Raw genomic sequence first — 25,602 nt, forward strand, 5'->3', positions numbered from 1 at the left:
CTCCCGGTCGTCCGTGACCCGATCACCCTTCTTCGCAGCTGACAGAGGACCTCGCAAGGGGCCGCGAATCCGCCTCCAGGTCGCGGAGAACCGGCTGTCAGCCCCATCCTCCGACAACCTCGTGCACGATAAGCATTCGGGCGCGCCAGCGGAGCCTGTTGTCAAGGGGCGAGGCTGCGACCAGCATGGATGTGATCGGGGGAGAGCGTCGATCCTTATCGTGCACGGGGTCGTCAGACATGCCGCGCACCATGTCCAGGGTCAATGAGCCGGAGAGGGCAGTCCCAGAACACAGAAGCGCCGAAGGCGTCGCTCGTGGCAGGTTGGCCCCATGAACGAGACACCACACCCTGGTAACCCGAACGGCATCCAGGTGGGCGACATCTACGAGGACTGTTCGTTCCACCCAGTCCTGTGCACAGCGGTTGACGAGGTGGCGGGCGTGGTGCTCAGTGGTATCTCGCTCATCGACGGCAGCCTCCCGCGCTCGTGCGATGCCCTGCACTGTGGGCCGATCCGCATCCGTGTGGAGGAGGTCGTAGCCATCAAGCGAGACCACGATGGCTACGTCCGCCGGCGAAAGGCTGAACTGCGAACCGGCGACACCGCCTGATTCGTTTGCGGTACCGCGGTGCTGTACGGACGACCCCTTCGTCCCGAAGCAACCCGGACGGGCTCTCCCCTGGGCCGGTTTGGCTTTCACCTGCGCTGATGGTCCACAGACGTCCGCGCTCGCCCACCGCTGTTCGTCGGCGTTGTCACGCAATCGGACGCTCACCGCTCAACGGCCGACCACGGGACAGGGCCGTTGTCAGTGCCGACCTCTATGGTCTCAAGCGCGCGGTCGGCTTCCGGGGGTTCCAGCTCTGAAGGGAATGGTTGCATCCCCGGTCTGTCCGGGGGCGGCCCGGAGACTCGTCCGGGACCTAACCGACGGTCGGGCTTCGTCGATGGCCAGGAGATCACCTGCCAGCGCCGGCCGCGCACCACATCGGTGGATGTCGTCCACAGCATTCAGGGCCAGGACGACGCGCTCCACCGCGGCGAAGACCTGCACGTCCTCCGCGCCATCCAGCTCGGTCACCTCCTCGTCGAAGGAGTCGAGGACGGTATCGGTCGCCGTCAGGAGGTCATCCGGGTACAGGTCGGCCATGCAAGCGCAGCCGGGATCCAGGGTGCCGGCAGCAAGTTGCCCGGCCTCGCGTGCCATGCCCTCGCGCCAGCTCGTTGTCGGTCTCTCAGCCATGACGCGGACCGTACGACGTCCCTACGGCAGCAGGGACGCTGCGCGATCGCGACACGAGCCTGGGAATCACCGGCCTTCGGAACCATCGCGACGCTCTGACCAGGGCGAACGAGAGTCGGAGAGACCCCTGCGGGTCCCTCTGGCGCCCGCCATCGGCCGCCGTTCCCCGCCCCATCTGGCATGCGTCCGGCACGGCCGGTTGCCAGTGTTGCGGTAGCCCGGCTCTCAAGCCGCGGGCCAGGCCGGTAGGACCGGATCCGGCCGTCGTCGGCGCAGCATCAACGCCCAGACCCCCAGCCCGCCCCCGACGACGCACATGACGGCCCCGCTCACGGCGGCTCCACCCACGACGATGTAATCCGTCGGCCTGCGGACGCCTTCGCCGCGCACCGCCGAAATGTGGACGGTGCCCTGGTCTTGCCCGAGGAGGTGCATTGAGGAGTCCGCCGAGTTGTTCCGGTTGTCGCCCAACAGGAAGATCCGGTGCTCGGGCACGGTCACGTCGAAGGTAATGGGGGACGGCACGGATCGGTCCAGGATGTACGGCTCGTCCAGCGGCTCCCCGTTGAGCCTGAGCGTGCTCTCGCCCCGCCGGTACTCGATCCGATCACCGCCGAACGCCACCACCCGCAACAGTACGAGCTCGTCCGGTACCCACTCCGGAACCGATACGAGCACCACGTCACCCCGCGAGACCTCGAAGTTCTCGCTGTCGGCGCCCATGGAGAACCAGGCCGTGTCTCCATGCTCGTACGTCGGCCGCATGTTCTCGCCTCGGACGTTCACCTTCTGGTAGTCCACCACCGGGCGGTCTCCGGGCGCCGACATCGCCCCCCAGGCCGACCCGCCGACCACCAGCAGTCCACCCGTTGCCAGCAGCGCGATTGCCCAGATCCCCCGTCTCCGCCCCCGCCTGCGCTCCATCACTCGCGCAGAATACGGATTCGGGATCCCTTACCACCATCTCCAGGCCATGCCGCGGCGCGCTGGACCACCGGCTTCTTCCACCACGCGTCCCCGATTTTTATCCTGTCTGCCGTAGACCCCACGCCATGAAGCGGGCGCAGGTCCTGGTGCCCAGACGACATGCTCATCAGCCACAGCGAGACCGGTACCGACACGGAGCGACCACACCGGCCCTCGCCACATCCCGGCAGCAGCTGCTCCCGCCCCTTCCCGGTCATGCGATCGCCTCACGCTCCCGTCATCCGCGACGGCGGGGTACGGCGCCCCGCCTCACTCAGGCCCGGCAGTCGGCCGGCCATGCGCAAGAGACCACCCCTCCCTCGCTGCCAGCGTCTTTTGGCACCCCGTCCCGGCCGCAGTCGGCAGCGCTCCTGGCTACGCACGCCGTGTGACGGTTGCCGTGCCTGGAGGCCTGGTTCTGTTGTCCATCAACCCGGGCCGTCAGGCGTACGTGCCGCCGGGCGGGGCCGCCGCCAGCGAAGACAGTGGCGGCCCCGCCGTAAAGGCGGCACGCTCCCGCGCCGTGCGCGGGTCTTGATGGAGTGGAGAAAGTCTTCCCGCAATGTGGCGGGGCCACCGCTGCGCTGTGGGCACCTCGCCGAAGAACGTTCAGGGACGCCGGTCCCGATCCCGGACGCTGCCAGATCGCCGTCGCCGTGCGCAGGCCCGTACTCAGCCGCCCAGCACAGGGCGAGGCTCTGGGCCGGCGGGCGTGATCGGCTGCCCCGTTGATGTCGGCAGGGATGCCGAAGGCCCCGGACCGTGATCGGTCCGGGGCCTTCGTACTGGTGGGCGCGGACGGTTTCGAACCGCCGACATCTGCTTTGTAAGCTCGTGCGGAGCGCTCTCACCAGGGGCGGATCCCTAGTCACCTCCGCCACGGCAAACCGCGTACGACCGCCGTCATCCGCCGTCGTTGATGTCAGTTTTGGATGTCAGCTCCGGCGACGGCTACGCGGGGCCGGTCACTCCTCGCCGCTGCGCTCCAGGACCAGTCCGACGGACCCGTCTTCCAGCCCGTTGCTGTCTTCGAGGTGCAGATGGGCTCCATCGGGAACTCCTTCGCCTGCCAGCACCAGAAGATGCCCGGCAAGCGTTCTGAGCCCCGCGGCATTCGCCTCGATGACGACCTCGGCCCCGAGGTTCCGCACCTCGATCCGGGCATCGGCATCCCAGGAGAAGCGGAGCCCCGTGCCCTCAACGGCAGCCGTGACGTGAGTGCTCTCGATCGGCGCTGAGCCGGTTCCGGAAGTCATGGAACTCATGATGCCGCCGCACGGGCAAGGCGCCGGAGACAGGGGCTCGGTCTTCATACACAGACACTGACGGGAGCTCAGGAAACGGTGGTCACCAGTCGCGCCAGGCGTCCGTGATCTCGGCACGATCGATGCCCCTCCTCGCTGCCAGAGCAGCCACGTCCACACCGTGCTCCCCCAAGGCGAGATCGATGTACTCGCACAGCTGCTCCCGCTCTTCAGTGCAGTAGCTGGCGCCACCGTGGCTCGCGTCACCGTCGACAGCATTGAGCGCGAGAACGACCCTCTCGACCGTTCCAAGGACCTCATCGCCGGAGGGTTCCAGGAGCCCACGCACCTCCGCCTCGAACGCCTCCACCGCTGAATCCGTCGCCCTCAGCAGGGACTCGGGGTACATCTCCGCCGCGCCGGCACACTCGGGATCCAAGCTCCCGACCTCGACATCGCGGGCCACCTCCGCCATCCAGGCACGCCAGTTCTCAGGGGGTCTGTTCGCCATCGCGAGAAGGTACGCCGAAGCACCGCCAACCCAGTTCGGTTGTGCGCTCTCGTTGATGTCAGACCGCCCTGACATCCTGCGCCAGTGAGAATGACATGGGCCGACTTCTGGGCGCTGATAGCCACCCTGGACGGCGAAGCAACCCAAGAGAGCTGCCAGCGGCTTGCCGAGGAGCTGAGCCGCCGCCCCCTCCCCGACATCATCGGCTTCGCCGAACGTCACGCCGAGGCCCTCTACCGCCTGGACCAGGAGAAGTTCGGAACCCTCCCCGTGGTCGACCTGACAGGCCGAGACGGCAGCCCGTTCCCGCAATCGTCCGACGTGTTCCTGTACACACGCTGCGCCGTCGTAGCCGCAGGCCAAACCGTGTGGGAGAGCGTCTTCTTCGACGCCGACAAGTTCGCCCCGTACACCTCCACCGAGTACGACGGTGAATGGCTGCTATCCGTACCGGACAAGGCGTACGAACTGGCCACCGGCAAGGAGTGGGACCGCACGACCCGCCACTGCTTCGAGAACTACTCCAACAGAGACGGTTGGCCACACCTACGAAACTGAGGCGAGCCACCACTTGACCTGCAGGGCCAGTGGCCTCGCGGACCTGGCAAGATCGAGGAGGCGGGGCAGTGCCATGAGGGGAGGACCGGTGGGAAGCCTGTTGCGTGTCGGGGACGTGTTTCGGTCTGCTCGAAACAGAGATCCCGAGGTGGCGTTCATCGACGGTCACCCAAACATCCACCATGTCACAGCCTCGGAGAGGCTCGCTCAGATCCAGCTCAGCAAGGGCATCAACCCGATTGCCAAGATCAAGGCGCCCGGCGGGCTGCGCCGTCCGTGCATCCTGATCCGTTCCAGCCCGTGGAAGGCCGGAACGGCTGAAACGCCCTGGCACGATGTGTTCGACCTGGACAACGGCCGAATCCTCTATTTCGGCGACCATCGGGTCGATCACACGGTGCCGGTGGGCACCACACAAGGCAATGCGGTACTGCTGGAGGCACTGGAGGAACACCAGGGGCTCACTGCGGAGCAGCGCGCACTGGCCGTACCGCTGCTGGTGTTCGCCGCGGTCTCGCGCAACAAGACGCCCAAGGGATACGTCGAGTTCTGCGGCGTGGCGGTGATCGACCATGCCGAGCAGATCGAGCAGCAGGCAAAAGGAATCTCCTTCCCGAACTATCGATACGAACTGTCCGTCCTGGACCTGAGCGCAGAGGACGATCGGGTCGACTGGGCTTGGATCGAGGCTCGGGGCAACCCTGAGCTTTCGACCGCGGACGCGCTCAAGCTCGCTCCCCGTTCCTGGCGCCAGTGGGTGGAGCAGGGGCATGCCGCGATGCCCGAGGTTCGGCGTCGGGCCGTTCGCCCTCCCAGAGACAGGGAACCGATCCGGCAGTCGCCCGAGAGTGGCCGGGAACTCCCGCCGCCGCTTCCCGCGCCACGCGAACCAGGCGTCTCCGGTTCGGCCTCCCGCACACCGACCGAATCGTCCGCCGAGCTCATGGTGAGCGTGCTCATGGACAGATTGAGGAACCTCCGAGTCCACAAGAGGAACGGTCGGCAGAGCAGGCACAAGCCGTTGGCTCTGCTGTGGGGCATCTCCCGAGTCGCCACGGGCAGGCCTCACCTCGCACCTTGGCGAGAGTTCCGCGAGGAAGTGGGCAGCCTGTTGGCCGAGTTCGGCCTTCCCGAATCCTCCGTCACCCCCGAGTACCCGTTCGTGCACCTGCAGACGAGCCAACTGTGGGATGTCCATGGCCTCCCACCCGAGCTGGACGCCGTGGCCCACGCCGCAGCGTTCGACAGGCTCAACCCCGAAGGAGGAGTGACCGAGCAGGTCGCGCGGCTGTTGGGAGACCCCTTCGTCCGGTCTCAGGCGGTGGCTGTCCTGCGGGAGACCTACCTGGCAGACATAGATCAGCACGCCCTGCTGGAGCGGCTGGGCCTAGCCGGCTACGAAAGCGCCGGCGGCATCGAGGACTCCACAGAGGATCACGCGAGGGAAACGGTTCCTGCCGCACGCCGCACGGTCACCTCCTCCCGCGTCATCCGCGACACCGCCCTGACGGCCAAGGTGAAGAAGCTGCACGGAGACCGCTGTCAGGTGTGCGCCCTCCAGTTGTCGACCCGCTTCGGCACCTACAGCGAGGCCGCCCACATCCGTGGCCTCGGCCGCCCCCACAACGGCCCCGACGAACAGGCCAACCTGCTCGTCCTGTGCCCGAATCACCACGTTCAGTTCGACACCCTGGCGATCTACATCGACACCGAAGGAACCGTTCGCTCGACCGCGAACAACAGCCCCATAGGCCCGCTCCGCAAGCACCCCGCCCACCCACTCGACGAAGCGCACCTTCGCTACCACCGAGCGCTCTGCGGCAGGGACGCGACCGCCCATGCCAACCAAGGCGAGACCTGCTGACTCGAACCAGACGGCTGCCGCACGTCAGAAGGCGCGCACGGCATCCGTCATCGAGCACGAAGCCGTGAGCCACACGAACCGGCGCCCAGAAGCCGTCCCCGCCCTCAAGCCCCACGCACCAAATCAACCAATCAGCTGCCCGACGGAGAACGACGTCACGGACCTCCTCCTCCCCTCCCCCCTCCGCCGCCCCCTCCCGGAGCCACTCCTCCTCCGTGTCGAAGACTTCCTCCACCATTCCCCCTGATCACGCCCCTTTGGCATCAGATATGAACGTCGAAGGCCCCCAGCCAAGATCGACTGGGGGCCTTCGTCACTGGTGGGCGCGGACGGTTTCGAACCGCCGACATCTGCTTTGTAAGCCTGGTGCCACGCGTGGATACGTCTTCGCTGGTCGTCGCGCGTGCCAGGCGACGAGCCTCTCGACGGGCGTTTGCCCCGCGACGGGCTCCGGGTGTCCGTGGTTGACCGCTCGATCTGGCACGGATCTGGCACGAGAGCGCGCCGAGGCCAGGGGGTCAGTCGTGTCGCGAAGCTGGTACATGGATGCCAGGGCCAAGGTCGGTAGAAGCCACCAGCAGCTGGGCTGCCGCTCGTAGATCGCGTTCCCATGCCGGGAGATCGTCCGGTTCGATCCATTCGCTGTACTCCGCTGCGGCAGAGAGGAACTGTGTCTCCTCCTGGGTGCGTGCCGTGACGGTCATCGAGAGGCCGTCGCCCACTTCCTTGGGACTCAGCTCGCCTTGCACGAGACTGAACGCGAGGCTCACGAGGAGGCGTCGGCCGGCCGTTTCCTCGTCAGGAAGAGGCACGTCGAGCTCGCTCAACGCCTGGACGTACAGTTCACGGACCTCGGTCGCATCGCTCCGGCGCGGCAGGCCAGCCAGCTCACGCAGGGCAGGAGAGTCGTGCCCGTCAGCCAGCACGTGCGCAGCGATCATCGGGAGATCCTCAGGGCGCAGCACCTCCGCCACGTACTGCCAAGCACTGCCCTGTAACCGATCCATGACGGCCATCGTGGAGGGCGCGCGGCGTTTTGGCCAGCAGATTGCCATTGGTTCGGAGGCCTCAGCGGCTTGCCTGCACACAGCTCCGGAGGCCCTACACAGTCTCGGCATAGATGCTGGTTGGAGACTTCCCTTACGTCCAACTCGTCCTCCCTGTCCATGAATAGGCCTTAATAGCCGACCTGGCTCGGCTCGGATCCGGAGGCTGACGCTCTCTATGATCAGCTTCTGACTACTGGGGGGTGGGGCGTGGCTGCACGCAGACAACAGGGCATGACATTTGGACAGCAAGTCTTCTTGCTGGTGCTCGCGTTTACGGCTTACGGGGTGATCTACCTAGGGGTTCGAGAGGCGTGGCGGTGGTCGCTAGCCCATCCCTGGCTGGCATCTGGTCTGGCTGCCGGAGTCATCTGGCTCATAGGTTTCCGCATACGCAAGTGGCGGTCCAGGCGAGCCAGACAAGCCGAATCAGCTGCCTTGGTGGCGAAGATTCAAGCCGCCAAATCTATGGAAATCGCCCGGTACCACGTCATGTCACCGAGCGACTTCGAGGATGCCATCGCCTTCCTATGCGAGCGCGACGGCTGTACGGACGTGAAAGTGGTCGGAGGTGCTGGCGACCTAGGGGCTGATGTGGTCGCGCTGACTCCTGACGGGCGTCGACTCGTCATTCAGTGCAAGCGATACAGAGACTCGAACAAGGTCGGCTCCCAAGATCTCCAGCGCTTCGGCGGAACCTGCTTCACCGTGCACAGGGCCGATGTCGCCGTCATGGTTACTACTTCGACCTTTACCAAGCCGGCATCTGGGTACGCAAAGCAAACCGGCATCTGCCTCATCGATGCCTACGGACTAGCAGGTTGGGCCAGCAAACTAGGCAGCCCTCCCTGGGTAGAGACACCCCATCTTGCCTGACCGCCAGCCCTAGGAGCGAACCAGTAGGCGGGGGGCCCGCTGACCTGCGCGTTCCCGGGTCACCCTCGTAGCCGACCTGTCACTGTTGGTCGCCACCGATCACCCCTGAGCCCCCTCGCACGGCCCACAGACGGCCCAGCCCTCTCGCTCCCCTTAACCATCCTCGCCCCCTCCGGCCCACGCCAGGGCCTCGTCAACCTGTGCACAGGCGTTGCTCCGACCGCCTTTTGGCTCGACGCTGGCGACTGCTGGCATGCCAACACCTGACGACCTAGATTTCCTCCATGCGTAGGGATTCCCGACCCTTCAAATCCACACTCGCGGCGAGACTGTGTAGCTATTCAACGAGCCCACACTGCACACGTAGTGCTGCCCTCCGCCCGAGAAAAATGAGCTCGTCTTCGAGGCCCTCCAGCACGATCACGAGCTTCTGCGCAGTTTTCGCCACTTCTTCAACCCGCCGATCATACGCATCCATGCTCGATATGCTCTGAGGTTGCCATTTGTAATGCACAAAGCCATTCCTGAATTCCATGAGATCAGTCATGGCCCGCATGTGCACCTTTTCAATCGGTGCCGCCCCAAGCGACGCCCACACGTCTTTCATCTTCAGGTTGAAGCTGCAACTTCGCACCAACGCGACCGCCACGCCCGCAGGAACGCCAGACCGGACACTCAGGCTCATGAGGACATTGTTCGCCCAATGCTCAAGCCAAGTGGCATAGAAAAGGATTGCGAACCAATATTCCTCCGCCCCCACGGCTTCGGCGGCCCTTTCGAGTAGGTCGATAGAGTGGTCAGTCACGACATGAATGTCGTCATCGGACCACGTAACGCGCCCTTCAACTATCGCCGCGCCGGAGTCTGCCTCCTCCATAAATTCGCGCAGTACAGTGCTGACCACCTCTCGATCAGTCAATTCTTCAAGATTGACCAAACCGTGCCGGACATATTGGTCAACGACCCCCCACAAGATCCCCATCCCGAGCAGTTCGTCGAACAGCCGCGCAGATTCCTCTTCCATGCGGGTGATTGTGCCATTTCACCCGGCGTGCAGTCAGGTGAATTAAGACTCCGGTGGAGCGGCTGTGGACTGGGGCTGCTTTGGCGCGAGTGATCACGACCCCGTGAGTTCACCCGGAGCCGGTTGCGGCTGCTCTACCCACCAGCACGACCGCCGGACAAGGATGCCGCCGCGCCCCGTGCGGCGCCGTTGATGTCAACCGTGTGGACGTCAAAGATCTTCTGATCCGTAGCTCTAGCCAGACCGGTCGGCGGGGGTCATACCGACCGCTAGGTGGGCCCGTAGGGACGCTACCGTGCGGGGCGGTTACTAGGGTTGCGGTACCTGGCTGCTGTACCGCACCATCCAAGCGGAGGTGACCATGGAACGGCGTGTGCTGGAATCACTGTTGACCGGCGATGACGAGGCGTCCGCGACAGCTCTGGCCGCCCTACGCCGCGGCGCCCCCTACTCGGTGGAAGAGCGGGTACAACCCACTGGTGCGCATGCCGGAGTCTTCAGTCGCCGCCTTCAGCGCATGCGGATGCGTGGATTCGAACCACCTGGGCTGGAACGAGCGGTGCAGCTCATCAGGGAGCACGACCGACCCGTGCGCACAGCGCTGATTGATCCTGAGAATCGGACACGATTCACCCTGCTCTTCCTTACCGAGGACAGCAGCGCGCTGGTGGCCTGCGTGAGCTGGCCCCTACCGCTAGTTGCAAGCAAGCCACTGCTTTAGCAGTTCGATCGGAGCGGCCGCGCATGGCCAACACCCGAGAGTTCTTCTGCCACTGGAGACCGTCTCCGACCACCTGCGTCCACGCTCGTTGATGTCAGCTGCCGGTCACCACCACGACCACTTCTTCTTCCGAAGCTCCTGCTTCTTCGCTTCGGCTTCCTTCTTCTTACGGTCCGCCTGTGCGCGGGCCGTCCACTTGCCTTGATGCTGCCAGCACTGACCGCTGCCTGGCTCAGCCGGCCGCGTACACCGGCCTCCCCGCTGCTTCGGAGCCCCGCACTTCGGCTGGGTCATCCTCTCTCCTCTTCCTTCCGGGAACCCGTACGGACCCTGGCAGCATCCAGCCGATGTAGTGGTCAGGGAAGGCGCATACGGGTGCACAGTGAGGCACACGGCTCCGGAGGGCGCGTGCGTCTGAGGCCTTTTTGCAGGTCAACGGCCTACGATCTGTTGGCTACCTCTCGCCGGTCCACGAATAGGCCGCATCGCGCGAAGGGGCCGTTGCACCTCACCAGGCAGTGATGTGGGCGCAGAGGCCGCGCTGTTGATACCTGCCGGGCACGTCGGCCCCTACAGCCGCCCAGAATCCCTTGGAATCGCGGAGGTGCCCACCCAGGGTGTGCCACGACAGGCCTGAGTTCTCGATCCGCAGCGCCGCGAGGCCAGCGGAGGCCAGACCGCATCGCTGGTACTCCGGCAGCGTGTAAGGCTGCTCGACCCACCCAAGCTGACAGTCCTGGCAAACCTGGTAATCGACGCTGAACGCGGCCTCGCCATTCAGATTGGCGGCACGTTCACGCCAGCCGTGACGTTCCCCAGAGACGGTGTCCTGCCAAGGCGTGTCTAACTTCGGCTCGTTGGCCCACCCGCGCCGTCGCCCGAACCGCCCGCGGCTCACCCGCTGCAGCACGTCGAGCCAACGCTCGCGCCCCAACGCCCGCCCCACCTCGTTAGCCCGGCCGGCCAACTGCCGTGCTGCCCTCTGGTCGATGGTCATGCCCCCTTCGTTCCCGCTCCGGACCCGAGGCGGCCATGCCCGCCACTCAGGCGCTCCAACGCCCATGCCTAGGATCTCGGCCCGCGACCCTGAGATACAGACACTGCAACGCCCCTGCCGTTCGCACTCCCCTCGCTCGCCACCCACAGCGTCGACCCGCCTGCACGACATGACAGATAGTCACTGTCAGACCTCCTCGGCATACTTGAACTGAAGCAAGAGGGCTGTCGCGTTGCAGCACGTCAAGAGGCTTGCACGGCATCCATCATCGAACATAAAATCGAACATGCAGGCGCGGGAATCGATAGCACGGAGGGCGAGTTGGCACTAACATGACGTCATGTTGAAGCGAAGTCTCATATTCCACCGCTGGGGTTCATTGCCCGGCAAGCCCGACTTCAGCCCGCGCGACACGGCATCACGTCTCATAGCGGAGGTTGCCGCTAACAGTGATTTCGCAATACTCGACTCTGGTGACGCCGTGACTGCTGTAGAGGTTGTCGAGGTGGGATCAGGGGATGGTCCGACCAACCTGAGGCTCTTTGCCTTGCGGGGAGCGGATAATCGCCCATTCAAGTGGGACAGCACGGGGAGCGTAAGCCCGATCTCGTTGCGTGATCACGAATATCCGGCCGACGTGAGTCACGTTTCCCTGTGGCCTGACGGAGTCTGTGCACACGACTACGCCAAGGACGTTCCTCGGCTGTCGCGCCTTTCGCTCTTCCTTCGGCGCAAGCTTGCCATCCATGCCACGTTCGACGCTCTGTACCGAGAGGACATGCTGGAGAAGCTGACGGCAATGAAGGGGCAGATGCGCTCCGTTGAAGTTGCAATGACGCGACAGCACGGCGAGGGCTCGGGCGGCGGTGTATTCGGGACCCTCGTGCCAGAAAATTTCGGCCAGAGGGCGCCTTCCGTGCGATTCACACTTGGCATGGGTCGATATGGGCCCCGTGACATGTACCTGGATGAGGAAACTGAAGAGCAGGTGTTTGCGTTGGCCGAGCAGGCTGACGACTTTGTGAGCAACATGATTATTCGAGGACGGAATCATTCGTCCGGGAGGGTCGAGACGGTTAATCTCCTGCATGAAAGGCTGCAGCTGCCTGCAGAGTTTCCGAGCAGTGCTTCCGTTTCTTCCATGCCCGATCCCGGCGATGTTTTTCTGGCGCTCGATACTGCCTATAAAGAGCTGCAGCGAGATGGGAAGATCGCGTCTGCCGTGCAGGGGCAGAAGATGCGAGGCAAGGGTAGGTAACCGCTAAGGGAGGTGCCGCAAATGCGGCGAGTGGGTCGGTGGATCGACAAGCACCTATGGACGCTCCCTTTCTTTGCATTTCTGTTGACTGGCGCCTCCCTCGTCGCAATACACTACTTTTACGCGAAGGAATTCTTCCTGGCGGCAGTCGAGACTGAGAATCGAAAAGAGATCTACTCGTCCTTGACCGGGTCGTCGAGCGGGTTGCTGGGTTTTGCTCTGGCTGCAGTGGCCATTATGGCTGCGTTCGGGAGGCGACCCACGTCTAGTCAGGAGGACCGTAGTCGCGAGAACCGGCTTGCCGACGCCCGGGTCGGGATAAGTAAGATTTTGCTGGCCACCAGCATTTTCCTCATGGCGATTCTGGTCACCGCCACGGTCGGCATTGGGATTGACGATGGCAAGGTCGGAAGCTTCCCGATCACTACCATCATCGTTGCTTCAAGTGCCTCTAGTTTGATGGGCCTATTGGTAAGTGGTGCCGGCTTGACGCTCTCGCTCATGGAGAGAAGTCGTAGTACCTGACAGTTTCTTTCCGTGCTGAAATGCGTGGTTACAGGCCCACAGGCCCCGCCCGCCACTGCCCTGGCTCCCATCCCGTCTGCCGTCGACCCACGCATCGTGGAGCAGGCGCGGTGCCGGGCGTCCAGGTGGAGCGCCCAACTGGACGAACGACCTGGACGCCCGGTGCCGTGTCTGCTCGGCTCTGCCTGGGTCGACGGCAGACGGGATGGGAGTCCCCACCCGCCACACCCCACCGGCCGGCACCCGCCCACGGGCCCCCTCCATCCCGGAGCCTGAGCGCCCCCGCCGGAGGCATCGTCTTGAGCCGCACTCGCGTACCGCCTCGGCCGCATCGTGGGTTCGTCACCCATCAACCCGAGCCGTCAGGCGTGCGGCCGGCGGCCGGGCTGGAGCGGGGCGGAGACAGGAGCGCAGGCCCGGGCGACGGGCCGCGCGCGCCGCGCCGTGCGCGGCGGGTGCCTTGATGAAGTAGAGAAACTTTCACCGCGTTGCCCTCAGAGGGCGATCGGCTTGTAGGCCATGGCCTTCTCGACGACCTTCTCGGGAGTCAGCTCGTACTCAGGCCCCCAGAAGACGTAGTCGCTGATGTGTGGGCATGCAAGGCCCCATACGAGGCTGGCCAAGATCTCGGAGAACTCCTCTTCGGGCGTTTCCGGGTCCATAAGGCGTTGGACGAGAGGTATCGCTTCTTCGCGGGACATCCGCTCCGGCGGTTGCGCGATCATGGCTGTGTCGTCAGTTGGCGGCCATCGTGACTCCGAATATGGGGACCTGCCCCGTCCAGCGCATCCAGCAGCCGGATCGCGAAGACCTCGGCCATGCGCTCCTCGACCTCCGCCGGCGTGAGCCACTCAACTGCCGTCGACTCGTCCGACGTTCGCTCGGTACCGCCCGCGGGCTTGCATCGGAAGACCAGGGCAACGACACCCCTCGTGGTGTTCTTGTAGACCCCGGTCAGCTCGTCGACCTCGACACGGATACCGGTCTCTTCCCAGACCTCACGAACGACACCCACCTCCGGAGCCTCCGTGAGTTCGAGAACACCGCCCGGGAGCTCCCACGTCCCGTTGTCGGCTCGCCGGATAGCGAGGAGGCGCCCGTCCTCTCGGACCACCGCTCCTGCCACAGACACGGAGTGCAGTGGCGTTGACTGGCCTTCGCGGGCGCTGTTACTCATGTACAGGAGCATAGGAGAGTGAAGAGGACTGTGGGAACTCCAGTAGGAGGTGGTCGGGCCGTACCTCGGTACGTGCAGATCGCCGATGAGATCGTTCAGCAGATCCGTGCGGGTGTCCTCAAGCCCGGCGAGATGGTGCCGAGCGAGTCGGAGCTCGTTGAACGCTATGGCGTCGCGGGCGGGACGATCCGCAAGGCCATGGTGGAGGTCAGAGCAAGCGGCCTGGTCGAAACCCGACACGGCAAGGGTTCGATGGTGAAGGACCGGCCGCCCGTACGGCTCCGCTCCTCAGATCGGTTCCGCGCGTCGCATCGCCGCGGCGGCAAGGCCGCCTACCTCGCCGAGTCCGAGCAGTCCGGCGCCACCGCGAAGGTGAGCGTCCTCTACATCGGCCCCATGGAGGCGCCGGCCGAGATCGCCGAACGTCTGGGCCTCGACGCTGGGACGAAGGTTCTCGCCCGCCGCCGTCTGTACTTCCGGAACGGCACCCCGGTCGAAACAGCTTCCTCCTACCTGCCGTGGGACGTGGTCAAGGACATCCCGGAGCTGTTCGAGGAGAACCCGGGCCCTGGCGGCATCTACGCCCGGCTCGAAGCTCAGGGCCACGTCTTCGCCGAGTTCGTGGAGACGCTCCAGGCTCGGCCGGCCACGAAGGCAGAGGCATCGGAACTCGCGCTGAGTCCTGGCGCTCCGGTGATCCACCTCCTCCGGAACGCGGTCACCGAGGAAGGACTCGTGGTCGAGGTCTGCGACACCCTCATGGCCGCTGACCAGTTCGTTTTCCAGTACCGCATCCCCGCCACGGACTGACGTCGGCTCAACTCCGCGCAACCCGCTGCGATTTCTTCTTCGCGGCGGGTTGACTCATGTACAGGAGTGCTGCACTCTTCTTCATGTCACTCCTATACAGGAGTGCACGAGCCGAGCCTCTATAGAGGAGTGATCCACTGTGCGTCAGATCCCCGTCGACACCTCCACGGCCATGGTGATGGTGGCCCAGCCCCCGACCCCGAAGATCGCGAACCGGCAGACCGGTGAGGTCGCCACCGACCGCGAGACCGGCGCGACCCTGATGACGATCGACGTCATGTTCGTCATGGACAGCAACGCCGAAATCCTCAACCTGACCGTCCCGCAGACCGGCATCTCCGGCGAGCTGACCATGGGCACCCCGGTCGCCCTGACCGGCGTCGTCGCCCGGCCCTGGGAGAACGAGTTCAACGGCCAGAAGCGCCACGGCATCAGCTTCCGCGCCGTCGCCGTCACCTCCCTCACCGCCGCCCAGGCGGCCTGACCATGACCGCGTTAACGATCACCCTCGCGCTGGTCGCCACGGTCGCGCTGCTGCTGCGGTGGCAGCGTCCGGCCTGGTACTGGATGAGCTTCGGCATCGGCCTCGCGATCGTGCGAGTCCTGGTCCGGTACTCGTCCGTTATGGACGCGTGCGGGCTGACCGTCCCGCCCTCGCGCTGGCGCCTAGCCCTGGCCCGGCTCACCGGCCGCCCCGTCCCGGACTCCCGGGCCCCTCGGATCCTCCGACTGCGGCCGACGCGGACGGGCCTGGTCCTTCGGGTGAAGCTCCGCCCGGGACAGGACGCCTTCGACTTCTCGGCCGCCTCGGACCGGCTCCGGCACTCGTTCGTCATGCGGAACGTCACCACCCGGGAGATCCGCTCGGGCGTGGTCGAACTGCGGATGACCGGCTACGACGTCCTCAAGCGTGTCCAGATGCCGGCCCTGCCGGGTGGTGGGGTGATGCGGGTGCCGGTCGCCCTGCGGGAGGACGGAGAGGTCTACTACCGCGACTATCGCCAGATCCCGCACGCCCTGAACGTCGGCGCCACCCAGTCCGGGAAATCCGTCTATCAACGCAACCTCGTCGCCGGCCTCGCCGCGCTCGATGTGGCCCTGGTCGGAATCGACTGCAAGCAAGGTGTTGAACTCGCCCCGCTCGCAAGAAGGTTCACGGCCCTGGCCGACAACCCCGACACCGCCGCCGAACTCCTCGACGCCCTCGTCGGGCATATGGAGGACGTCTACCAGCTCATCCGGCGCGAGCAGCGGCTGAGCGCGGACATCCCGGACGCGGAGATCACCGCCGACATCTGGGACCTGCCCGACCACCTGCGGCCGACCCCGATCGTCCTGCTCGTCGACGAGGTCGCCGAACTCGCCCTCTTCGCCACGAAGGACGAGGAGAAGCGCCGGGACCGGATCGTCACCTCCCTCGTCCGGCTCTCCCAGCTCGGCCGCGCCGCGGGCATCTACCTGGAGATTTGCGGGCAGCGCTTCGGCTCCGAACTCGGCAAGGGCATCACCATGCTCCGCGCCCAGCTCACCGGCCGCACCGCCCACCGCGTCAACGACGAGACCTCCGCGAACATGGCCTTCGGGGACATCTCCCCGGACGCCGTCCTCGCCACCATCCAGATCCCCACCGACCGACCCGGCACCGCCGTCGTCGGCGACTCCTCCGGCGGCTGGGTCCGCATCCGCACCCCGCACCTCACCCTGCGACGGGCCGTGAACATCGCGAACGCTCAGGCTCACCGAACCCCGGAGATCCCCGCACTGGACGCCTTCCGGCCCGTCCTGCCGCCCCTGGCGAAGACCCCGGCACCGGCCGCCGCTACGGCTCCCGCGATCGCCTGACCCACCCCGCTCCACGGCTGGCGTGACCGCCTCACGCCACGTCCCTACCCCTCCCATGCCTGAAACCGAAAGGAGGTGCCCCCGATGGCCGCTCGTAAGACCACCGCTCGGAAGGCCGCGCCGAAGAAGTGCCCCGACTGCACCGGCGCCGGTGAGACCGCCGAGACCGTACGCGTCGGCTCCCGCAAGCTCCGCGACACCGATCACCAGCAGGCCGCCCTGTGCCTGACGTGCTTCGGCACCGGCGAAGCCACCACCTGACCCCGTCAATCAAGGAAGGAGGTACCGCGATGCGCCCCACGCTCCGGCCGGACGCCGTCCTCGTACAGGCCGTGATCGCCGGTGCCCTGTCCTTCGCTCACCTGCACGACCTCGCCGAAGCGGCCGGCCAGACCGGATGGAAGGCGTGGGCTTACCCCGTCTCCGTCGATCTCCTCCTCGTCGCCGCCTGGCACCGGCTCCGGAGCCTTCGGGCCGCCGGCACCTCGGCCCGCTCGGCCTGGACCTGGTTCACCGTCGCCCTGGCCGCGTCCCTCGGCGCGAACATCGCCACCGCCGGACTCCTCGACCTCACCCACGTGCCGGATTGGCTGCGCATCCTCGTCGCCGGGTGGCCCGCCCTGGCCTTCCTCGGCGGCACCCTCCTCGTCCACTCCCCCGGCCACCCGGCGGTCACCCAGCCTGCCGAACCCACCACGGACACCGAGGAGCCTGCGGCCGTGGAAGCGGTCATCGAGCGGGACGACATGACCGAGCTAGAGCCGGAGCCGGAGATCGCCGCCGCACCGGCCCTGCCCTCCCCCGTCCCGGAACCGGTCCCGGAGCCCGCACCAGCTCCGGAGCCCGAACCCGCTCCTGTGGCCGTACCGCCGGCGCTCGTCGCTCACGCCCGGAAGGTCGCCGACGACTACCGCGCTCGGACCGGCTACCCGATCGACGCCTACACCCTGCGCGCCCGCCTCGGCGTCCCGCCCCTGATCGCCAACGCCATCGCCGCCCAACTCGCCTGAAAGGAGACCACGATGCCCGCCCGTGACCGCTTCCACTCCGTGATGCGGATCGGCCCCGTGCAGATCGGCACCCATCGCGACCGCCACGGCCGCACCAAGTACGCCGCCGTCTGCACCGCCGACCGCTGCGGCTGGTCCGCCGACTACTCCAGCTCCTCCGCCGCCCAGCTCGCCGCCCGCACCCACCGCTGCACCGCCCGCTGAACCGAAGGAGAACCGCGTCATGGACGTCCCGCTCTGGCTCGCCCTGATCGTCGTCGGCGGCCTCGGCATCAAGCTCATCCGCCCGCCCTGGTGGCTCGTCGCCGTGATCCTCCTCGGCGGCTACCTCCTCGCCGACAGCGTCCTCGCCCCGCTCATCGACAACACGATCAACAAGTAGGGAGAACCGCCATGCTCCGCCCCCGCATCCCGGTCAACCCGCTCCCGACCGGCATCGTCACCCCGCTCGTCCTGCCGACCACCCCGACCGACATCGAGCCGGCGGCCTGCCACCACGACCACACCCCGGCGACCGTCCCGGCCGCGCCCCGCGTCCAGGTCCCGGCCGTCCGCCTCACCCCGACCGGCCTCGTCACCCTCGTCGCCGGTGGTGCCGGACTCGTCCTGACCGTCGGCACGGTCCTCGTCTCGATGCTGCTCGCCGTCGCCCTCACCGGCGCCTCGATCGCGGTCGTGGCGGTCATCCTGCGGCTGCTCGTCCGCGACATGCAGAAGGGCCGGTGACCTTCGTGGACACGTACACGCTCGCCGCCGCCGGGTTACCGGCCCTGGGCTGGGTCCTGCACAGCGGACTGCTCTCGCGCCGCCTGGCCACCGCCCGCCGCGACCCCCTGACCGGACTGCACACCCGCGCCGGATGGACCACCCGCGCCGAACGCCTCATCGCCAAGCACCCCGGTGCGCTCGTCCTCCTGGTCGACCTGGACGACTTCAAGGCCATCAACGACACGCATGGTCATGCCGCCGGCGACGCGGTCCTCACCGCCACCGCCCGCCGCCTGACCGACTGGTGCGGCCGGCACGGCATCGCCGCCCGGCTCGGCGGAGACGAGTTCGCCGCCATCGTCACCAACCTCGGCCCCGTCAACCTCTTCGACCTCTGGTCCGCACTGGACCAGCCGGTCACCCACAACGGCCACGTTCTGCCGGTCTCCGCCTCCGTCGGCTGCTGCCTCCGCGACCAACTGTCGGTCCCGACCCTCACCGACGCCCTCTCGGCCGCCGACGCGGCGATGTACGCGGCCAAGGGCCACGGCAGGCGCAACCACACACGCTAAGCGGCCCCCGGGACGGCCTCTGTCGCCAAACATCCGCCGCCCCGGGCGCCTGACCCCTCCCAGACCCAACAGGCCCGAAAGGGAAAGCCCATGATGCCCCAGCCCACCCCGCGTGTCTGCCGCGACTGCGACGGCTTCGCCACCGCCACCATCACCACCGGCCTCCAGACCGCCGACGGCACCCGCGACACCATCCGCGTCAACTGCCCCACCTGCCGGGGCCTCGGCCACACCATCCCCGCCGCCCTCACCCGCGCCGGGAAGTGACCACCTTGACCGACACCGCCACCGCGGCGGGCCTGGACTCGGCCACCCTGAGCGACCTGCTCCGGCTGGCCGGGTCCCCCGGCTTCGACCGCTGGAAAGAACAGATCCACCGCACCGGTGGCTGCTCCCAGCCCATTCACCTCCAGGGCTGGACGCTGACGCAGGACAAGACCACCGGCGAGACCCTGCACCGTTACTCCACCGACACCGAACCGGGCGGACGGCTCCGGGTCGCCTGCGGTAACCGCCGGGCCTCTCGCTGCCCCGCCTGCGCCTGGACCTACGCGGGCGACACCTACCACCTCATCCGCGCCGGCCTCGCCGGAGATGACCGCCGCGACATCCCCGCCGCCGTCCGTGACCACCCCCGCGTGTTCCTGACCCTTACGGCGCCGTCGTTCGGCCCGGTCCACAACCGGCCCGGCGACCGTCCCTGCCGCTGCGGCACCCGCCACCCCGAGGACGCCGCCGAATTGGGCACCCCGCTCGATCCCGAGTCGTACGACTACGCCGCCGCCGTCCTCTTCAACAACCACGCCGGACAGCTCTGGGACCGCTTCGCCAAGCGGCTGCGCCGGGAGATCGCCGCCGCTGCCGGCCTCTCCCAGCGGGCCCTGAAGGAGGTCGCCCGCATCTCCTACGGCAAGGTCGCCGAGTTCCAGAAGCGGGGCGCCGTCCACTTCCACGTCGTGGTTCGCCTCGACGGCCCGGACGGACCGGACACCCCGCCCCCGTCTTGGGCCACCACCGAACTCCTCACCGCCTCGGTCCAGTCCGCTGCCGCGCACTCGTACACGACCATCACCGTCCCTGCCGCCGGTGATCAGCCGTTACGCCGCCTTCGGTGGGGCACGCAGCTCGACATCCGGCCCGTGAAGGCGTTCGGCGACGGCTCCGACATCACCGAGCAGGCTGTCGCCTCCTACATCGCCAAGTACTCCACCAAAGCGGCTGAGACGACCGGCAGTCTCGACCGGCGCATCGGCAACCGTGAGGCTCTCGTCCTCCTCGGCGTCCCCGACCACACCCGTCGCCTCGTCGAAGCCTGCTTCGACCTGGACCCGCTGTACCCGGATCGTCGGCTCCTTGCCTGGGCTCACATGCTCGGCTTCCGGGGCCACTTCTCCACCAAGTCCCGCCAGTACTCCACCACCCTGGGCGAGCTGCGCCAGACCCGCGCCGACTACCGCGCCGCCCAGGAACGCACCGCCCGCGGCCTCGACGACGTCGAGCCGGACACCGTCCTCGTCCTCACCTCCTGGACCTACGCCGGCCAGGGTCACTCCCCCGGGGAGGCCGCCCTCGCCGCCTCCATCGCCCGGGACATCCAGCTCAACCGCGAGACCGCCCGCGAAGCCCTACGCGACCAACTCGCCCTAGAAGGAGCAACCGCATGACCGACCGACTGCTGACCGTGGGGCAGGCTGCCGAATTGCTGGGTACAACCGAGAGGTTTCCTCGTCGGCTCATCGCCGAGCGCAGGATCGTCTTCGTCAAGGTCGGGCGCCATGTACGTATCCCTGAGCGAGCTTTGGAAGAATTCATAGCTGCCCATACCGTCCAGCCGATCACCACTCGGCGTCGATTCGCGGCGGTGGCCTGATGGCGAACAGCAAAGGCAAGCGTCGCCGTTTCGGTGCCGTGCGCAAGCTGCCGTCAGGACGGTTCCAGGCTCGTTACCAGGGGCCCGACGGGATGACGCGATCCGCGCCCGAGACGTTCGCCTCACAGACCGATGCCGATCGGTGGCTCGTCCGCAAGGAAGCGGAGATCATCGACGGCAAGTGGAAGAACCCGGACGACAAGGTTCTCTTCGGGGTGTACGCCGACGCCTGGTTCAAGGAGCGCGACTACGCGGCGACCACCCGCGAGCGCAACGGCAGCGCGCTACGGCTCCACATCCTGCCGACCTTCGCAGACGTGGTCCTGAGTGAGATCACCACACCCCAGATCCGTCGCTGGCGTGCCGGCCTCCTGGAGTCTGGTGTCGGTGAGCCGACGGTCGCCAAGGCGTACCAGATCCTCCGCGCCATCATGAACACCGCAGTCGACGACGAGCTGATCCAGCGCAACCCCTGCCGCATCAAGGGCGCCGGAGCGGCCAAGACGGCCGAGCGGCCGTTCCTCGACGTCGCCGAGGTATTCCAACTCGCCGACGCCGTGCCGGCGCGCTTCCGGGTGTTCATCCTGCTGGCGGCCTTCACCGGCCTCCGCTTCGGGGAGCTCGCCGCGCTTCAGCGTCACGACGTCGACCTGGACCGGCGCACCGTCGCCGTGCGGCGTTCTCTGGCCGAGACCCGCACCGACGGCATCCTGGTCAAGACGCCCAAGAGCGCCGCCGGTGTGCGTACCGTCGCCTTCCCCGCCTCGCTGGCGGAGAGCCTGGCCACTCATCTCGCCGTCTACGCCGAGCCGGGGCGGACCGGGCTGGTCTTCACCGGAGCTCGTGGCGGGCAGCTGCGCCGGAACAACTTCCGTCGGCTGTGGCTGCGGGCCCTGAAGACCACCGGCCTCCGAGACGTCCACTTCCACGATCTGCGCCACACCGGGAACACCCTCGCCGCGACCGGCGGCGCCACGACACGTGAGCTGATGCAGCGGATGGGGCACTCGTCAGTGCGAGCCGCGCTGATCTATCAGCACCTGGTGAACGGGCGTGACCACGCCATCGCCGCCCACGTCGACGAGCAGATCAAGAAGGTCCGGCCGGCCGAGTCCGGCGACGACCCATCTGGCACGTGACTGGCACGGCGCCCCTCCCTCGCCTCCCCGCCCAAAGAACGACGAAGGCCCAGGTTCCCGGTTCAGTACCGGTGACCTGGGCCTTTGTCTATCTACCTACTGGTGGGCGCGGACGGTTTCGAACCGCCGACATCTGCTTTGTAAGAGCAGCGCTCTACCCCTGAGCTACGCACCCGTGGAAGAGGCAACAGCCTACATGGCCGGTGGGTGGGTGTCGCAAACCGATGGGGGTCCGGGGGGTAGCCCCACCCCGGGACGGTGGGTTGCCGGATCGTGACGGGGGGTGGTGGGGCTCTACGGTCGGGGGATCGTAGACGTCGTTTCTGGGGGATTGATCGTCATGGTCGTACGCCGCACCTCCCGTGCGCTGCTCGCTTCCGGTGTCGCCGTGCTCGTGCTCGCGGGGTGTGGGGCGGGCGTCGACGTCGAGGGGGCGCCGGTGGAGCGGAGGACGTTCGCGTTCGACGGGGACGCGCTCACCGTCGACTCGGACGACTCCGAGCTGGTGATCACGCCCGCCGACGTCGACGGCGTGCGGGTGGAGCGGCAGGTCGACGGGTGGGTGTTCCTGGGGTCCGGGCCCGAGGCCAGCTGGAAGCTGGTGGACGGGCGGCTCACGTTGAGGGTGGAGTGTGATGCCGTCGCGGCCGGCTGCTCGGCCGTGCACCGGATCCAGGTGCCCCGCGGTGTCGCCGTCACCGTCGAGGACGACAACGGCGGCGTGACCGCCGAGGGGTTCGACACGCCCCTCAAGGTGCGGTCCGACAACGGGGACGTGCGGGTGCGGAGGGCGAGCGGGGTGCTCGACCTCGGCGGGGGGAACGGGGACGTGAGCGTCGAGGACTCCGTCACCTCGCCCGAGGTCGCCGTACGGTCCGACAACGGGGACGTGCACATCACCCTCGGCGCCGTTCCCCGCGAGGTCGACGTCGTCACCGACAACGGCGACGTGACCGTGGCGGTGCCGAGGGCCGAGTACGCCGCGTCCGGCGCCAGCGACAACGGGGACGTCCGTCTCGACGTGCCCCGCCGTGACGGCAGCGGGCACGTCGTGAGCCTGCGCAGCGACAACGGGGACGTCACCGTTCGTACGCTGAACTGATCGGGCCGTGTGTTCGTCCTTACCGGGTGGGAGAATGAACCGGACCGGGCACGGCGGACACAGCACGGGGAGTAGTACGTGGCGGCGAGCGACGCTAGGGGCACATCGGCGCCCAGGGGTTCCTCCGCGTTCCGGTTGGCGTTCGCGCTTCCCTTGCTGGTGGGCGCGCTGCTGCCGCAGGCCTTCGCCGGCGGTGGCACCCGCCGCTGGTTCGGCGGGCGCGGGGAGGGTCAGCGGGCCGAGGCCCAGGCGGCCAAGGACGCCGCCGCGGCCGCCTTCTACGAGCTCGACACCGCCCAGCGCGGGCTCCGCATCTCCATCGAGACGATCACGGCCGTGGACAGCTCCCCGGAGGCCCGCCGCGCCATCGAGGGGTTCGAGGCCCTCGGGCGGCGGATCGACGAGGTCAGCCACGGCTACATCGGCGCCGTCGACGCGCACGATCTCGACCGGGACGAGCTGGATGCCGCCACCGCCTCGCGCGCCCGCGCCGATCTCACCCGGGCCAAGGAGGAGCTCGACCGCGTCAAGGGGGAGTTGGACCGGTTCGAGGAGGGGCTCGCCCCGCTCCTGGGGCGCGCCGAGACCCAGCTCGCCCGGCTCGCTCCCGCCGTCGAGCGGGCCCGGCAGGCGCTGCGGGGTGCGAGCGGCGCCCTGGATGTCGTACGCGAGGGTGGGCTGCGCGCCGACGACCTCGCCGCGCGGCTCGCCGCGCTCGGGCCCGAGCTGACCCGTCTCAACGAGGGAGCGGGCCGCCACGGCGTCGCCGAGACGCTTCAGCGGGCCGACCGGGTGCTGCGGGACGCCGAGGCCGTACGGGCCGAGGCCGAGCGGCTGCCCGAGCGGGCCGCCGAGATCGACAAGCGCCTCGTGTCGCTGCGTACCCGCACCGAGGCGCTCACCACCCGAGCCGGAGGTGTCGAGCCCGTCCTCTCCGAACTGCGCCGGCGGTACTCGGCCGCCTGCTGGCAGGACCTCCAGCACGTGCCGGAGCAGGCCGTCGTGTCCCTCCGGCAGGCCGAGGAGCGCCTCGCCGAGGCCGGAAGGGCGCGGGCCGAGCAGCGCTGGCCCGACGCGACCTCGCTGCTCTCCACGGCCCGCGCGCTGCTCGACTCGACCGACGAGGCCGTCTCGGCCGCCGGGGACCGGCTGCGCCGCCTGGACGCCGTCGCGAAGGACCCCAAGGCGGAGATCGACCGGGCGCGGTTCGCCGTACGGGACGCCCAGCGGCTCGCGATGGCCGGACGGAACACGCCCGACCCCCGCCACGCCCGGCCCCTCGACGACGCCGTCGCCCGGCTCGATCGGGCCATCGGCTCCCTGGAGGGCCGCCATCCCGATTACTGGCACTTCCTGACCGAGCTGGAGGCCGTTCGCGCCTCGGCCGCCCACGTCGTCGGTCGGATCCGGGAGGAGCGGGGGGCCGGTCACTGAGCCGGTCGCCGAACCGGCCGCCGATGTCCGGTGCGGCCCGCCGTTAGCCTGGTCCCATGCCTCGTTACGAATACCGCTGCCGCACCTGCGACGACACCTTCGAGCTCAGCCGTCCCATGGCCGAGTCCTCCGCCCCCGCCGCCTGTCCCGCCGGGCACGACGACACCGTGAAGCTGCTGTCGGCCGTGGCCGTCGGCGGTTCCGCCGGTGCCGCCCCCGCCCCGAGCGGGGGCGGCGGCGGTTGCTGTGGCGGGGGCTGCTGCGGCTGATCCCCGGCTCAGCCGGCCGCGGCCGCCCGGAAGCGGCGGAGGATCTCCTCCCCCGCCGCCACTCCGCGCTCCGCGAGGACGTCGAGGTGGGGCGCCGTCCAGTCGCTGTCGGCGAGTTCGCCGTGGCCGGGGCGCCAGGCCCGGTCGGCGGCGAGCAGCAGGTCGGCGTCGAGGAGGGAGTCCCCGGCGGCCAGGGTGAGCGTGGCGCCGGTGCGGCGGGCGACCTCGCGGACGGCCGCGCTCTTGGTGAGCGGCTTGGGCACGGCGTACACCTTGCGGCCCTGGAGCGAGACGGTCCAGCCGCGGTCGCCCGCCCAGCCGCCGAAGCGGTCCAGCCAGTCCTCGGGGAGCCGCTCGCGCTCGACGACGAGGTAGGCGAAGAGGTCCTCGGCCACCCGGTGCTTGCGCACCCAGGACAGGTCCGTGGTGGCGGTGAGGTAGGCGCGGATCTCGGAGAGCGGCGCGCATTCGTCGTCGAGTCTGCGCAGCACCGACTCGTGCCAGTCGCGGTCGGAGACGCCGTCGACGAGGATGTGCCCGCCGTTGGCGCAGATCGCGTACGCCGGCGCGGTGCCCGGGAGCTGGATGCGCTGGTACTGCTTGCGCGTCCGCGTGGTGGTGGGCACGAAGACGGTCTCGGCGGTCAGCCGCGCGAGGAGGTCGGCCGCGTCCTCGGTCATGTAGGAGAGCGGCTTGGACTCGTGGACCTCGACGCAGAGCAGCCGGGGCGCCTGGGCGTCCGGCATGCCGAGGGCGAGGGCCGCGGTCGAGTAGATGAGGGTGCGGTCGAGGTCGCTCGCGACCAGGGTCGTGCCCACCGGGGTGCCGGCCGG

The 25,602-nt window shown here is 67.8% G+C and carries 32 protein-coding genes and 1 tRNA gene; 22 read left to right on the forward strand and 11 right to left on the reverse strand.

The genetic code is table 11. The features are described from left to right. Nucleotides 1-331 precede the first annotated feature (331 nt). Nucleotides 332-613, forward strand: a complete 282-nt coding sequence (locus K7G60_RS05670) for a hypothetical protein (RefSeq protein ID WP_225799677.1) — start codon at nucleotides 332-334, stop codon at nucleotides 611-613. A gap of 219 nt (nucleotides 614-832) precedes the next feature. On the opposite strand, the gene K7G60_RS05675 is transcribed toward K7G60_RS05670, so the two are convergent. From K7G60_RS05675 to K7G60_RS05690, 4 genes are all read right to left on the reverse strand, one after another. After that, nucleotides 833-1,246 (reverse strand): hypothetical protein, encoded by a 414-nt coding sequence (locus K7G60_RS05675; protein ID WP_225799678.1) that lies wholly within the window; start codon nucleotides 1,244-1,246, stop codon nucleotides 833-835. 225 nt (nucleotides 1,247-1,471) lie between these two features. Further along, nucleotides 1,472-2,050, reverse strand: a complete 579-nt coding sequence (lepB, locus tag K7G60_RS05680; protein ID WP_225799679.1) for a signal peptidase I — start codon at nucleotides 2,048-2,050, stop codon at nucleotides 1,472-1,474. Nucleotides 2,051-3,177: 1,127 nt separating this feature from the next. Continuing rightward, on the reverse strand, nucleotides 3,178-3,468 hold the full coding sequence (locus K7G60_RS05685; RefSeq protein WP_225799680.1) for a hypothetical protein: 291 nt from the start codon (nucleotides 3,466-3,468) through the stop codon (nucleotides 3,178-3,180). 91 nt (nucleotides 3,469-3,559) lie between these two features. Beyond that, nucleotides 3,560-3,967 carry a hypothetical protein gene (locus K7G60_RS05690; RefSeq protein ID WP_225799681.1) on the reverse strand — a complete coding sequence of 136 codons (408 nt, stop codon included), beginning with the start codon at nucleotides 3,965-3,967 and terminating at the stop codon, nucleotides 3,560-3,562. Nucleotides 3,968-4,057: 90 nt separating this feature from the next. On the opposite strand from K7G60_RS05690, the gene K7G60_RS05695 reads away from it, so the two are divergent. Both K7G60_RS05695 and K7G60_RS05700 read left to right on the forward strand, forming a co-directional pair. After that, nucleotides 4,058-4,525 carry a DUF4240 domain-containing protein gene (locus tag K7G60_RS05695; RefSeq protein ID WP_225799682.1) on the forward strand — a complete coding sequence of 156 codons (468 nt, stop codon included), beginning with the start codon at nucleotides 4,058-4,060 and terminating at the stop codon, nucleotides 4,523-4,525. A gap of 148 nt (nucleotides 4,526-4,673) precedes the next feature. Beyond that, nucleotides 4,674-6,389, forward strand: coding sequence for an HNH endonuclease (locus K7G60_RS05700; RefSeq protein ID WP_225799683.1), 1,716 nt, complete (start codon nucleotides 4,674-4,676; stop codon nucleotides 6,387-6,389). A gap of 518 nt (nucleotides 6,390-6,907) precedes the next feature. On the opposite strand, the gene K7G60_RS05705 is transcribed toward K7G60_RS05700, so the two are convergent. Continuing rightward, on the reverse strand, nucleotides 6,908-7,330 hold the full coding sequence (locus tag K7G60_RS05705; RefSeq protein WP_225799684.1) for a hypothetical protein: 423 nt from the start codon (nucleotides 7,328-7,330) through the stop codon (nucleotides 6,908-6,910). 546 nt (nucleotides 7,331-7,876) lie between these two features. Between K7G60_RS05705 and K7G60_RS05710 the strand changes: the two genes are divergently transcribed. Then, entirely contained in the window at nucleotides 7,877-8,311 is a 435-nt protein-coding gene (locus K7G60_RS05710) for a restriction endonuclease (protein WP_374115592.1), read from the forward strand. A gap of 337 nt (nucleotides 8,312-8,648) precedes the next feature. Here the strand turns inward: K7G60_RS05710 and K7G60_RS05715 are convergent, their stop codons facing one another. Both K7G60_RS05715 and K7G60_RS05720 read right to left on the reverse strand, forming a co-directional pair. Continuing rightward, the gene (locus tag K7G60_RS05715; protein WP_225799686.1) at nucleotides 8,649-9,335 is read right to left on the reverse strand and encodes a hypothetical protein; all 687 of its coding nucleotides are present in this window, start codon (nucleotides 9,333-9,335) and stop codon (nucleotides 8,649-8,651) included. Between the two features lie 1,229 nt (nucleotides 9,336-10,564). Beyond that, complete coding sequence (locus K7G60_RS05720) at nucleotides 10,565-11,053, reverse strand: hypothetical protein (protein ID WP_225799687.1); 489 nt, start codon at nucleotides 11,051-11,053, stop codon at nucleotides 10,565-10,567. Between the two features lie 340 nt (nucleotides 11,054-11,393). On the opposite strand from K7G60_RS05720, the gene K7G60_RS05725 reads away from it, so the two are divergent. Both K7G60_RS05725 and K7G60_RS05730 read left to right on the forward strand, forming a co-directional pair. Beyond that, nucleotides 11,394-12,311: a hypothetical protein gene (locus tag K7G60_RS05725; protein WP_225799688.1), complete on the forward strand. Its 918-nt coding sequence runs from the start codon at nucleotides 11,394-11,396 to the stop codon at nucleotides 12,309-12,311. Between the two features lie 21 nt (nucleotides 12,312-12,332). Next, nucleotides 12,333-12,836 (forward strand): hypothetical protein, encoded by a 504-nt coding sequence (locus K7G60_RS05730; protein WP_225799689.1) that lies wholly within the window; start codon nucleotides 12,333-12,335, stop codon nucleotides 12,834-12,836. Nucleotides 12,837-13,330: 494 nt separating this feature from the next. Here the strand turns inward: K7G60_RS05730 and K7G60_RS38775 are convergent, their stop codons facing one another. Beyond that, entirely contained in the window at nucleotides 13,331-13,459 is a 129-nt protein-coding gene (locus K7G60_RS38775; protein ID WP_263985558.1) for a hypothetical protein, read from the reverse strand. A gap of 98 nt (nucleotides 13,460-13,557) precedes the next feature. Next, nucleotides 13,558-14,025, reverse strand: coding sequence for an NUDIX hydrolase (locus tag K7G60_RS05735; RefSeq protein WP_225799690.1), 468 nt, complete (start codon nucleotides 14,023-14,025; stop codon nucleotides 13,558-13,560). Nucleotides 14,026-14,043: 18 nt separating this feature from the next. Between K7G60_RS05735 and K7G60_RS05740 the strand changes: the two genes are divergently transcribed. The 13 genes from K7G60_RS05740 to K7G60_RS05800 all read left to right on the forward strand — a co-directional run bounded on the left by K7G60_RS05740 (nucleotide 14,044) and on the right by K7G60_RS05800 (nucleotide 21,964). Further along, complete coding sequence (locus K7G60_RS05740) at nucleotides 14,044-14,823, forward strand: GntR family transcriptional regulator (protein WP_225799790.1); 780 nt, start codon at nucleotides 14,044-14,046, stop codon at nucleotides 14,821-14,823. A gap of 139 nt (nucleotides 14,824-14,962) precedes the next feature. Further along, on the forward strand, nucleotides 14,963-15,307 hold the full coding sequence (locus K7G60_RS05745) for a hypothetical protein (RefSeq protein WP_225799691.1): 345 nt from the start codon (nucleotides 14,963-14,965) through the stop codon (nucleotides 15,305-15,307). 2 nt (nucleotides 15,308-15,309) lie between these two features. Beyond that, nucleotides 15,310-16,665, forward strand: coding sequence for an FtsK/SpoIIIE domain-containing protein (locus K7G60_RS05750; RefSeq protein WP_225799692.1), 1,356 nt, complete (start codon nucleotides 15,310-15,312; stop codon nucleotides 16,663-16,665). Nucleotides 16,666-16,749: 84 nt separating this feature from the next. Further along, the gene (locus tag K7G60_RS05755) at nucleotides 16,750-16,926 is read left to right on the forward strand and encodes a hypothetical protein (RefSeq protein WP_163013727.1); all 177 of its coding nucleotides are present in this window, start codon (nucleotides 16,750-16,752) and stop codon (nucleotides 16,924-16,926) included. 29 nt (nucleotides 16,927-16,955) lie between these two features. Next, a complete protein-coding gene (locus K7G60_RS05760) occupies nucleotides 16,956-17,675 on the forward strand; it encodes a DUF2637 domain-containing protein (protein ID WP_225799693.1) in 720 nt (239 codons plus the stop codon). Between the two features lie 12 nt (nucleotides 17,676-17,687). Beyond that, entirely contained in the window at nucleotides 17,688-17,879 is a 192-nt protein-coding gene (locus tag K7G60_RS05765) for a mobile element transfer protein (RefSeq protein WP_225799694.1), read from the forward strand. 19 nt (nucleotides 17,880-17,898) lie between these two features. Continuing rightward, nucleotides 17,899-18,057 (forward strand): hypothetical protein, encoded by a 159-nt coding sequence (locus tag K7G60_RS05770; RefSeq protein WP_190103575.1) that lies wholly within the window; start codon nucleotides 17,899-17,901, stop codon nucleotides 18,055-18,057. A gap of 11 nt (nucleotides 18,058-18,068) precedes the next feature. Continuing rightward, nucleotides 18,069-18,401: a SpdD-like protein gene (locus tag K7G60_RS05775; protein ID WP_225799695.1), complete on the forward strand. Its 333-nt coding sequence runs from the start codon at nucleotides 18,069-18,071 to the stop codon at nucleotides 18,399-18,401. A gap of 5 nt (nucleotides 18,402-18,406) precedes the next feature. Further along, the gene (locus K7G60_RS05780; RefSeq protein WP_225799791.1) at nucleotides 18,407-18,955 is read left to right on the forward strand and encodes a GGDEF domain-containing protein; all 549 of its coding nucleotides are present in this window, start codon (nucleotides 18,407-18,409) and stop codon (nucleotides 18,953-18,955) included. Nucleotides 18,956-19,045: 90 nt separating this feature from the next. Beyond that, nucleotides 19,046-19,222, forward strand: a complete 177-nt coding sequence (locus tag K7G60_RS05785; protein ID WP_225799797.1) for a hypothetical protein — start codon at nucleotides 19,046-19,048, stop codon at nucleotides 19,220-19,222. A gap of 5 nt (nucleotides 19,223-19,227) precedes the next feature. After that, a complete protein-coding gene (repSA, locus tag K7G60_RS05790) occupies nucleotides 19,228-20,619 on the forward strand; it encodes a replication initiator protein RepSA (RefSeq protein ID WP_225799696.1) in 1,392 nt (463 codons plus the stop codon). Beyond that, the gene (locus K7G60_RS05795; protein WP_225799697.1) at nucleotides 20,616-20,825 is read left to right on the forward strand and encodes an excisionase family DNA-binding protein; all 210 of its coding nucleotides are present in this window, start codon (nucleotides 20,616-20,618) and stop codon (nucleotides 20,823-20,825) included. The genes repSA and K7G60_RS05795 overlap by 4 nt, the downstream gene beginning before the upstream one ends. Continuing rightward, nucleotides 20,825-21,964 carry a site-specific integrase gene (locus K7G60_RS05800; protein WP_225799698.1) on the forward strand — a complete coding sequence of 380 codons (1,140 nt, stop codon included), beginning with the start codon at nucleotides 20,825-20,827 and terminating at the stop codon, nucleotides 21,962-21,964. The genes K7G60_RS05795 and K7G60_RS05800 overlap by 1 nt, the downstream gene beginning before the upstream one ends. 100 nt (nucleotides 21,965-22,064) lie before the next feature. Here K7G60_RS05800 and K7G60_RS05805 read toward each other — a convergent pair. Then, a tRNA-Val gene (locus K7G60_RS05805) sits at nucleotides 22,065-22,139 on the reverse strand. 165 nt (nucleotides 22,140-22,304) lie between these two features. Between K7G60_RS05805 and K7G60_RS05810 the strand changes: the two genes are divergently transcribed. The 3 genes from K7G60_RS05810 (at nucleotide 22,305) to K7G60_RS05820 (ending at nucleotide 24,769) form a co-directional block, all read left to right on the forward strand. After that, nucleotides 22,305-23,066, forward strand: coding sequence for a DUF4097 family beta strand repeat-containing protein (locus K7G60_RS05810; RefSeq protein ID WP_225799699.1), 762 nt, complete (start codon nucleotides 22,305-22,307; stop codon nucleotides 23,064-23,066). A 135-nt stretch (nucleotides 23,067-23,201) separates the two neighbouring features. After that, nucleotides 23,202-24,500, forward strand: coding sequence for a hypothetical protein (locus K7G60_RS05815; RefSeq protein WP_225799700.1), 1,299 nt, complete (start codon nucleotides 23,202-23,204; stop codon nucleotides 24,498-24,500). Nucleotides 24,501-24,556: 56 nt separating this feature from the next. Then, nucleotides 24,557-24,769 carry a zinc ribbon domain-containing protein gene (locus tag K7G60_RS05820; protein WP_225799701.1) on the forward strand — a complete coding sequence of 71 codons (213 nt, stop codon included), beginning with the start codon at nucleotides 24,557-24,559 and terminating at the stop codon, nucleotides 24,767-24,769. Between the two features lie 8 nt (nucleotides 24,770-24,777). Here the strand turns inward: K7G60_RS05820 and K7G60_RS05825 are convergent, their stop codons facing one another. After that, entirely contained in the window at nucleotides 24,778-25,587 is an 810-nt protein-coding gene (locus K7G60_RS05825) for an HAD family hydrolase (RefSeq protein ID WP_225799792.1), read from the reverse strand. Between the last annotated feature and the right edge of the window lie 15 nt (nucleotides 25,588-25,602).

The organism is Streptomyces sp. NK15101 (genome assembly GCF_020400725.1).
GTDB lineage: Bacteria > Actinomycetota > Actinomycetes > Streptomycetales > Streptomycetaceae > Streptomyces.

Coding starts and splice junctions, on each gene's coding strand:
- K7G60_RS05675 (WP_225799678.1), bottom strand. CDS start 1,246: ATGGCTGAGAGACCGACAACGAGCTGGCGCGAGGGCATGGCACGCGAG.
- K7G60_RS05775 (WP_225799695.1), top strand. CDS start 18,069: ATGCTCCGCCCCCGCATCCCGGTCAACCCGCTCCCGACCGGCATCGTC.
- K7G60_RS05760 (WP_225799693.1), top strand. CDS start 16,956: ATGCGCCCCACGCTCCGGCCGGACGCCGTCCTCGTACAGGCCGTGATC.
- K7G60_RS05800 (WP_225799698.1), top strand. CDS start 20,825: ATGGCGAACAGCAAAGGCAAGCGTCGCCGTTTCGGTGCCGTGCGCAAG.
- K7G60_RS05820 (WP_225799701.1), top strand. CDS start 24,557: ATGCCTCGTTACGAATACCGCTGCCGCACCTGCGACGACACCTTCGAG.
- K7G60_RS05770 (WP_190103575.1), top strand. CDS start 17,899: ATGGACGTCCCGCTCTGGCTCGCCCTGATCGTCGTCGGCGGCCTCGGC.
- K7G60_RS05670 (WP_225799677.1), top strand. CDS start 332: ATGAACGAGACACCACACCCTGGTAACCCGAACGGCATCCAGGTGGGC.
- K7G60_RS05810 (WP_225799699.1), top strand. CDS start 22,305: ATGGTCGTACGCCGCACCTCCCGTGCGCTGCTCGCTTCCGGTGTCGCC.
- K7G60_RS05695 (WP_225799682.1), top strand. CDS start 4,058: ATGACATGGGCCGACTTCTGGGCGCTGATAGCCACCCTGGACGGCGAA.
- K7G60_RS05690 (WP_225799681.1), bottom strand. CDS start 3,967: ATGGCGAACAGACCCCCTGAGAACTGGCGTGCCTGGATGGCGGAGGTG.
- K7G60_RS05715 (WP_225799686.1), bottom strand. CDS start 9,335: ATGGAAGAGGAATCTGCGCGGCTGTTCGACGAACTGCTCGGGATGGGG.
- K7G60_RS05735 (WP_225799690.1), bottom strand. CDS start 14,025: ATGCTCCTGTACATGAGTAACAGCGCCCGCGAAGGCCAGTCAACGCCA.
- K7G60_RS05685 (WP_225799680.1), bottom strand. CDS start 3,468: ATGACTTCCGGAACCGGCTCAGCGCCGATCGAGAGCACTCACGTCACG.
- K7G60_RS05730 (WP_225799689.1), top strand. CDS start 12,333: ATGCGGCGAGTGGGTCGGTGGATCGACAAGCACCTATGGACGCTCCCT.
- K7G60_RS05720 (WP_225799687.1), bottom strand. CDS start 11,053: ATGACCATCGACCAGAGGGCAGCACGGCAGTTGGCCGGCCGGGCTAAC.
- K7G60_RS05725 (WP_225799688.1), top strand. CDS start 11,394: ATGTTGAAGCGAAGTCTCATATTCCACCGCTGGGGTTCATTGCCCGGC.
- K7G60_RS05785 (WP_225799797.1), top strand. CDS start 19,046: ATGATGCCCCAGCCCACCCCGCGTGTCTGCCGCGACTGCGACGGCTTC.
- K7G60_RS05705 (WP_225799684.1), bottom strand. CDS start 7,330: ATGATCGCTGCGCACGTGCTGGCTGACGGGCACGACTCTCCTGCCCTG.
- K7G60_RS05795 (WP_225799697.1), top strand. CDS start 20,616: ATGACCGACCGACTGCTGACCGTGGGGCAGGCTGCCGAATTGCTGGGT.
- K7G60_RS05750 (WP_225799692.1), top strand. CDS start 15,310: ATGACCGCGTTAACGATCACCCTCGCGCTGGTCGCCACGGTCGCGCTG.
- K7G60_RS05755 (WP_163013727.1), top strand. CDS start 16,750: ATGGCCGCTCGTAAGACCACCGCTCGGAAGGCCGCGCCGAAGAAGTGC.
- K7G60_RS05765 (WP_225799694.1), top strand. CDS start 17,688: ATGCCCGCCCGTGACCGCTTCCACTCCGTGATGCGGATCGGCCCCGTG.